The 7,935-nt window shown below is 64.5% G+C and carries 6 protein-coding genes; 1 reads left to right on the top strand and 5 read right to left on the bottom strand.

The genetic code is table 11. From position 1 onward, the window contains the following. Positions 1-65: 65 nt before the first annotated feature. Positions 66-1,505, top strand: coding sequence for an IS1182 family transposase (locus tag AOQ71_RS27115; RefSeq protein WP_057743882.1), 1,440 nt, complete (start codon positions 66-68; stop codon positions 1,503-1,505). Between the two features lie 342 nt (positions 1,506-1,847). Here AOQ71_RS27115 and AOQ71_RS27110 read toward each other — a convergent pair whose 3' ends face one another. From AOQ71_RS27110 to AOQ71_RS50395, 5 genes are all read right to left on the bottom strand, one after another. Then, positions 1,848-2,234, bottom strand: coding sequence for a YybH family protein (locus tag AOQ71_RS27110; protein ID WP_057753135.1), 387 nt, complete (start codon positions 2,232-2,234; stop codon positions 1,848-1,850). 31 nt (positions 2,235-2,265) lie between these two features. Next, on the bottom strand, positions 2,266-3,120 hold the full coding sequence (locus tag AOQ71_RS27105; RefSeq protein WP_057753134.1) for an SDR family NAD(P)-dependent oxidoreductase: 855 nt from the start codon (positions 3,118-3,120) through the stop codon (positions 2,266-2,268). 28 nt (positions 3,121-3,148) lie between these two features. Then, positions 3,149-5,392: an AAA family ATPase gene (locus AOQ71_RS27100; protein ID WP_162268409.1), complete on the bottom strand. Its 2,244-nt coding sequence runs from the start codon at positions 5,390-5,392 to the stop codon at positions 3,149-3,151. Positions 5,393-5,720: 328 nt separating this feature from the next. Then, complete coding sequence (locus tag AOQ71_RS50020) at positions 5,721-6,395, bottom strand: tetratricopeptide repeat protein (protein ID WP_347336714.1); 675 nt, start codon at positions 6,393-6,395, stop codon at positions 5,721-5,723. Then, positions 6,388-7,899, bottom strand: coding sequence for an adenylate/guanylate cyclase domain-containing protein (locus tag AOQ71_RS50395; RefSeq protein ID WP_430648656.1), 1,512 nt, complete (start codon positions 7,897-7,899; stop codon positions 6,388-6,390). The genes AOQ71_RS50020 and AOQ71_RS50395 overlap by 8 nt, the downstream gene beginning before the upstream one ends. Between the last annotated feature and the right edge of the window lie 36 nt (positions 7,900-7,935).

Below are 7,935 nucleotides of genomic sequence, written 5' to 3'. Positions count from 1 at the left end.
TGACCCTGGCTGCGTGAAAACGACGAGTCAGATAGAGATCGTCTGGGGGTTTTTGGAGACGATCAATGAATCGGTTCATTGAAGGGGCGGACCGAGCGCAATCGACGCTGTTGCCCGAATGCCTCGACGACTGGGTCGATGAGAGTAATCCGGTTCGCGCGGTCGATGCCTTGGTCGAAGCGCTCGATCTGGCAGAGCTGGGCTTCAAGGACGTCGAGCCTGCGGCAACCGGCCGGCCCGGTTATCACCCTGCGCCGCTGCTCAAGCTCTACATCTACGGCTATCTCAACCGCATCCAGTCGAGCCGCCGGCTCGAGCGCGAGGCGAGGCGCAATCTTGAGGTGATTTGGCTGTTGCAGCGGCTTTCGCCCGACGACAAGACGATCGCCGACTTTCGCCGCGACAACGGCCCCGCCATCAAGAAGGTGTGCGCGAAGTTCGTCGAACTTTGCCGGCAGATGGGCTTGTTGACGAAGGCGAGCGTCGCCATCGACGGCTCGAAGTTCAAGGCGGTCAACACGCGTGACAAGAACTTCACGAAGGGCAAGGTCGAGCGCCGTCGCCAGCAGCTGGAGGAGAGCGTATCGCGCTATCTCGCGCAGCTGGACACCGCAGATCTGCAGGAGCCATCTGAGACTCTCGCCGCGAAGACGGCGCATCTGAAGGAGAAGCTCACCAAGCTCGCGAGCGAGATGCAGAAGCTCGAAGCCTGCGAACAGGCAATGCTGGCATCACCGGACCAGCAGATCTCGCTGACCGATCCCGACAGTCGGTCCATGGCCACGAGTGGCCGCGGCTCCGGTGTCGTCGGCTACAATGTGCAGGTTGCCGTCGATACCGAGCACCACCTCATCATCGCGCACGAGGTGACGAATAGCGGCTCGGATCGTGCACAACTCGCCAACATGGGTAAACAGGCCAAGGCCGTGCTCGGCGTCGACAAGCTCGAGGCCGTGGCCGATCGCGGCTACTACACAGGCGAGGAGATCAAAGCCTGCGCCGACGCCGATATCGCTGTGACACTGCCGAAACCGAATACGACGGGCATGGAGGCGAAGGGCAAGTTCGGCAAGCACGACTTCGCATACCTGGCCAAGCAGGATGTATATCGCTGCCCGGCGGGCCAGTTGCTGGCGTATTGGCTTACAACAGTGGATGGCGAACGCACCATTCGGCGCTACGCCACGAAAGCTTGTGGAAGCTGCCCGCTTAAGGCGCGCTGCACCACGGCCAAGAACCGCGTCATCTCCCGTTGGGAACATGAACACGTCATGGAGGATGCCCAGAGGCGGCTCGACGCCGATCCCCAGGCGATGCGTCGCCGTCGCGAGACGGTCGAGCATCCGTTTGGCACACTGAAGATGCGCATGGGCGCGACGCACTTCCTGACGAAGCGGTTGCCGAAGGTCGCCGCCGAGATGGCGCTGCACGTGCTCGCCTACAATCTCACACGCGCAATGAACATCATGGGTGTCGGTGCGCTGATCGCGGCGATGCAGGCATGAGGCAGGAGCGCTGTCGTGCGCGTGCCGCCAACCTTTATCGATCGATCACAGTGACCAAGGCAAGCCAATGGACCGGCTTCCGCCACCTTGCCGGAAAATATGCCACTTTGGCGTTAGCTGGCCCTCACAGGGGCCGTTCACGGCCGCGTCACCCCGCACTGAAGCGTTTTCACGCAACCAAGACCCTGAACGGACATCGGAAAAACCGTAGGGCTTCCAGGAGAGCCCGTTCGCAGATCTGCACTGAACATAAACCCTCGAAGCGGGCGAGCGCCTGCATCGGTCCAAGATCTGCGCAGGATCCAGGACCGATGCTGTTCTGCGCGCTCGTTTTGAGGCGAGTCAGTTGGGCGGGTTGACGCTCCAGGTATGCGCCTTGATGCGCAGGGCGGAGCCTTCCTTCTCGGCAACGAGCAGGAAGTTGCCGCTGATGTCCATCGTCTCCTTCGCGTCGGGCACGTTGATGTTGCCGGTCCAGGTGCCCTGCTCCCAAACCACGTCTCCTTCGGTCGAGCAGCTTCCTCCGTCGTGAATCTCGAGGTGGTTCCAGATCTTCATCGCGCCCTCGGCCCATGTCTCGATGCCCGCGCGTCCGGTCACGCTCGGTTCTCCGGCGGGAATGAGAACGGCATCTTCGGAAAACAGGGCCGCCCAGCGATGGGGGTCATGGCCGTTGACGGTCTCGGTAAACCTGGCGTTCAAGTCGGTAAATGCTCCGGAAAAACTCATAGTCGCCTCCTGTGTTGAGATTTGCTGGTGATTAGGCGCGCGCGGCGATTGCCTCCGGAGGCGCGGTTTCGAACAGCGCCGCCTTGTCGAACGCGGCCAGGATCCGGTCGAAGCGGCCGGCGATGACGTCGCGCAATTCCGGATGCGTCAGGATGTAGAGGTCGTTATCCGCGATCCCGGCCAACACGCGCTCGGCCACGAAGGCCGGATCGATTCCGGCGGCGACAAGGATAGCCATCTGAGGGTTGGCCGGCTCGTCGGACGGTCCGCCGAAACGCGATGGCCGGTTGCGGACACTGGTGGCGATGCGGGTTTGCACGAATGCCGTACACAGCACGCTGACCCCGATCTTGGTGCCGGCTAGCTCGGCCGCGAGGGTCTCCGTCACGGAGATCACGCCGGCTTTGGTCGCATTGTGCGGGCCCGTGCCGGGTTGAGCAAGCAGGCCAGCCAAGGAGGCGGTGTTCACGATGTGCCCCCCTTCGCCATGCGCCTTGATGTGTGGCAGGAACGCCTGGATGCCATGGACCGAGCCCATGAGGTTGACGGCCGTGAGCCAATTCCAGTCCGTCTCGACGATGGCCTCGATGGGACCGCCGATACCGGCGCCGGCGTTGTTGCAGACGACGTGGACCTTGCCGAACGCGGCGAAAGTCTCATCCGCCGCCTTCATCACGGAGATGGGGTCGGACACGTCGCAGGCGACGGCCCGTGCATTTGCTCCGGAATCCCTGAGGTCGCGCAGGGCCGCGTCGAGCGCGCCTTCCTCGATGTCGGCGAGCATTACCTTCACGCCCTTCGAGGCAAGGGCGCGGGCCAAGGCGAGGCCGATGCCACTGGCGGCGCCGGTGACGAAAGCCGTTTTTCCGTCGAAGCTCTCGATCATTTCCCTTCTCCTCTCCGGTTCATCGGATTCAGGCGGACCACCACCATCCGCCGACCATGATGCGGTTCCTGAGCTCCACGGTTCGCGGAGCGCGCGGCGGAAGCGTCGCGACGAGTGCGAGCGCGCGTTTGAGGTGCGCCGCCGCCTCGACATTGTTACTGGCCGCGGTGGCACGGCCCGAGGCCGCGATGTAGAGCTCCGCCGCCTTCTCGGTCTGGCCCGCTTCGGCGCAATGACGGGCCAGCGTCTCCGGCTGCCGCTTCGGGACTTCCGGGAAGTCAGTTTCGAGCACCGCGGCGATGCGCCCATGCAACCGCTGACGCCGGTCGCGCAGCATCGTGGCGTAGGCGGCGTCCTGCACCAGCGCATGCTTGAAAGTGTATTCGGCGTCGGGCGGCGCGCCGCGCCGGAAGATTAATTCGGCGCTCTCGAGCCGCTCCAGCGAGCGCTCTAGCAGCGCTGGCGGCAGTTCCGAGACGGCGGCGATCAGCTCATAGGAGAATTGCCGGCCGAGCGCCGCGCCCAGTTGGGCGAGATCGCGCGTCTCCGGCATTCGGTCGAGACGGGCGAGCAGAGAGGCGAGCAGCGTCTCCGGAATCGCCGTCCGCCCGATCAGGGCAGTCGCGATATAGGCGTTGCCGGCCTTCCTGACCAAGCCGCTCTTGAGAACGGTCTTGGTCAGTTCCTCGACGAACAACGGAACGCCGTCGGTGCGGTCCAGGATCTGGCCGGCGATCTCTCGTGGCAGCAGCCTACCGCCTGTGAGGTGGGATATGATCGCAACGCACTGGTCGGGCGCCAGCCGGCCGAGGCTGAGCAGATCCACGTGAGTGCGGTCGCGCCATGCCGGAACGAATTCCGGGCGGAACGTGATGACGAGGAGGACCCGCAGGACCGCGAGCCGGTCGACGAGGATGTCGAGCAGCGCGCGCGTGGTCGGATCGCTCCAGTGAGCGTCCTCGAATATCATGAGCACGGGCCGCCGCGCGGCAAGTCCCTCGGCCAGCGTCAGCGGCGCTTCGAGAGTCTTCGCCCTACGCGCTGCGGGCGTCAGGTCGAGCGGCGGATAGCGGTCGCCGATGGGGATGCCCAAGAGATCGGCCAAGAGCGGAGCGGTCTCGGCGATCCGGTCGGTCGCCTCCGCGATGATGTCTTCGAGCTTGGCGAGGCGTTCGCCGTCGGTGTCGGTCCGGCGGATGCCGGCCGCATGATTCAACTGCGCTATCAGCGGGTGGAGCGCGCTGTCCTGATGATGCGGGGAGCAGAAGTAGCGCAATCGCGCATGCGGCTCCTGGGCGGAGCATTCAAGTAGTACCTGCGTCATGCGCGACTTGCCGACGCCGGCCTCTCCCGACAGCAGCACAACGCGGCCCTCTCCCGCTTTCGCCTGCTCCCACCGGTTCAGGAGCAGCGCGGTCTCGTCGTCGCGGCCGACAAGCGGCGTACTGGCGGCACGCAGTGCCTCGAAGCGGCTTTCGGCCGCGTCGCTGCTCAGCACCTGCCAGGCTCGCATGTCGCGGTCGAATCCCTTGAGCGCGACCGTGCCGAGATCACGGTATTCGAATAGCCCGCCGGTCAGCTCGCGAGTGCCGGGCGCGATCACCACAGTGCCCGGCTTGGCCAGCGCCTGCAGCCTGGCGGCGAGGTTCGGGGTCTCGCCGACGACCGCCTGCTCCTGCGCCGCGCCAGTGCCGAGCAGGTCGCCGACGACCACCAGGCCGGTGGCGATCCCGACCCGGACCCCGAGCGGCGCGTTGGCGGGGGTCTCGAGACCCGGTACGGCCTCAACCAAGGCAAGGCCGGCCTGGACCGCGCGCTCGGCATCGTGCTCGCTCGCCTGCGGATAACCGAAATAGGCCAGCACGCCGTCGCCCATGTATTTGGCGATGAAGCCACCTTCGCGTTCGATGATCTCCGCGCAGCACCGGTGATAAGCGGCGACGACGGCACGCAGATCCTCGACGTCCAGCCTGGTCGACAGCGCTGTCGATCCGACGAGATCGCAGAACATGATGGACAGATGACGGCGCTGGGCGTCGTCGCGCGACGCTGGCGCCATCGTCTTCGGACGGGCGCTCGACGTGACCGGCAGTTCGGCAATGTTCGCCAGCAGCTTGCGCCGGTGACCGAGCGAGACGCCGAGCTCCTTCAGGTCGCGATCTGTGAGATGGCAGAGGACGGAGAGGTCGATGTCGTGATCGGCGAACCGCGTCGCGTATTCGGGCATCCCTATGGCCGTCAACCATTCGGCAATGGAAGCTGGTTGGGACATCTCGACCCCGCCCATGCGTACCCGGCTAGCGCGTCAGTTTAACAAAACCCTCAAAAATAGCTACATGTCCGCCGAACGGTGCGTTCCCCCAACTACCGTTCGTGTACTTCTTGGCCGACATGGTTCGCCCAGCCAAGCTCTACCCGGTGATTGCTCGTCCCATCTACTTTACGAAGCCCGCTCTTGCGGCCGCGCTGTGGATGACCTCCACAGGGGAGGAGTCACGATTAGATTGCACCAACTGAGACAGCAAGGATGACCATCCACGTCGGTCCCGCATTCGTTTCAATGTCGCCTTGTGACACCGGAACGGCCTCGTTGCGCGCTTCTATTCCGGCAGGCCGGCCACACGAAGCGCTTCCGCCAAGGGCTCGGCGATCGAAGGATGGAAGCCGGCGGCGGCGCGCATGCCACTGATGGTATAGCCCGGCTCCAGCTCCAGAACGCGCGCCGCGGCCGCGCGGGCGGCGTCGACCCGCCCAAGCTTCGCGTGTGTCGCCGCCAGCAGCATGTGCGCGTAGCTCCAGTTGGGGTTGGCCTGGAAGCACCTGCGCGCCGCCTCCGCGGCCTCCTCATACTCTGCGCGCTGGAAATGGCCGAACGCGATGGCGAATAGCGGGCCGAAGCTCATGGGGTCGAACGGGCTCAGACGGAGCGCTTGCTCGCCCCATTCAATGCCCCGATCCGCATCGCCGCCCGTGGCCATCACCACGCTGCCGAAGCCGTAGGCGAGCGAGCATGACGGGCTCAGCGCCAGCGCCACCTCGAACGCTCGAGACGCGGCTTCGCGGTCGTGCGCGACGAGGCCGAGGGCGAAGCCTCCGAGCGCCAGCGCGGTGGCGTCGTCGCGTCCATTGGCAATGGCCGCGTGGGCATGGCTCGCGGCGCCGAGCCGGTTATCTTCGTGCGCGCCGCCGCGTACGAAAAGGATTTCGTGGCACCATGCGGCAAAGCCGTGCGCGGCAGCGTAGTCCGGCTCGAGGTTGAGCGCGCTTTCAAGCAACGGCAGCGCCTTCGCGGCGCGACCCGGCATGGCCGGATAGACGTCGGGGATGGCGCGGAGCAGCAGATCGTAGGCATCGAGGTTGTCGGGCCGCTTTCGCTTGACACGTTCGACCTCCGCTTGGCGGAGACTTGGCTCGATGGCAGCGACCACACTTGTCGTAGTCGTCCTGGAGCGCAAAGATGTCATCAAGGGTGCGGTCGTAACGCTCCGCCCAGACGTGCCGGCCCGTCTCGGCCTCGACCACCTGACCAGTGACGCGCACGCGGTTCGACGCCTTGCGCACGCTCCCCTCAAGGACGTAGCGCACGCCCAGATCGCGCCCCACCTGCTTCACGTCCACGGATTTTCCCTTGTAGACGAAGCTCGAATTGCGCGCGATGACGAACATCCACTTGAGGCGCGAAAGGCCGGTAATGATGTCCTCGACCATGCCGTCGCAGAAATAGTCTTGCTCGGCATCGCCGCTCATGTTGGCGAATGGCAGCACGGCGATTGAAGGCCGATCAGGAAGTGCGAGCATCGCAGGCCCCGGATTGCCTGAGGAGGCCGCATTGCCTGAGGAGGCCGTCTTGGGCTCGGAGCGCGTCTCGATCCGATAGACATGGACCGGTCGCGCGATGTTCTTGACGCTGTGCTCGCCCAGGTCGGCGAACCCGATGGGAAGCTTCTCACCGACGTGTTCGCGCACCGTGGCGCTGACGCAGATCTCGCCGGGCTCAGCGAGCGTCTCCAGCCGCGCCGCGACATTGACGCCGTCTCCGAAGATGTCGCCGTCTTCGACTATCACGTCGCCGACATTGATGCCTACGCGAAAGCGGATGCAATGGCTGTCGTCGAGGTTTGCGTTGCGATCTTTCATGCCCTGCTGCATCACCACCGCAAAGCGCACCGCATCGACGATGGATGCAAATTCGATGAGAAGGCCGTCCCCCGTCGTCTTTACGATGCGGCCCTGATGCTGTGCGATCAGGGGATCGATGAGTTCCTTGCGATGGCCTTTGAGCGCGGCCAGCGTGCCTTCCTCGTCGGCGCCCATGAGGCGCGAATATCCCACCACATCCGCGGCAAGGATTGCGGCGAGCCGCCGCGCAGTATGCGACTCTTCGCTCATGCGCTTGTCTCCAGCGCGACCCGTCAGCACCCCGTGCCGCGGGCCTGACGGAACTATGCCTTGACGCCCGAACTGGCGCAATAACAAGGAGTTCCTCAGGAACGAAATTCGTGAGGGACGACGAAACCGGGTGGGCGCGCTCGTTTCGCCTTTCCGCGGTACCAACCACATAGGTCCATGCGGTGACAAAAACAGGCATGCATGAGTCCGCACATGGCCCATCTCGGAAGTCGGGCACCGTCCGCTCTCTTGCTGTTGGAATAGAAGCGGACATCGGTCGGGCAATCGCCAGTACGAGCCGCAGCCCGGATTGCTTCGTCGCATCAGCGCAAAATTGCTTTGCAATTTTGTCGCTAGCTCCTCGCAATGACTTGGCGAGAGCCGGGTCAAACAAAAACGGCGGGCTGTTGGCCCGCCGTTTTCGTT

The organism is Bradyrhizobium manausense (assembly GCF_001440035.1).
Classification (GTDB): Bacteria; Pseudomonadota; Alphaproteobacteria; order Rhizobiales; family Xanthobacteraceae; genus Bradyrhizobium; species Bradyrhizobium manausense.
The sequence above is the reverse complement of the archived record's forward strand: the minus strand, read 5'-3'. Positions and strand labels throughout refer to the sequence as shown.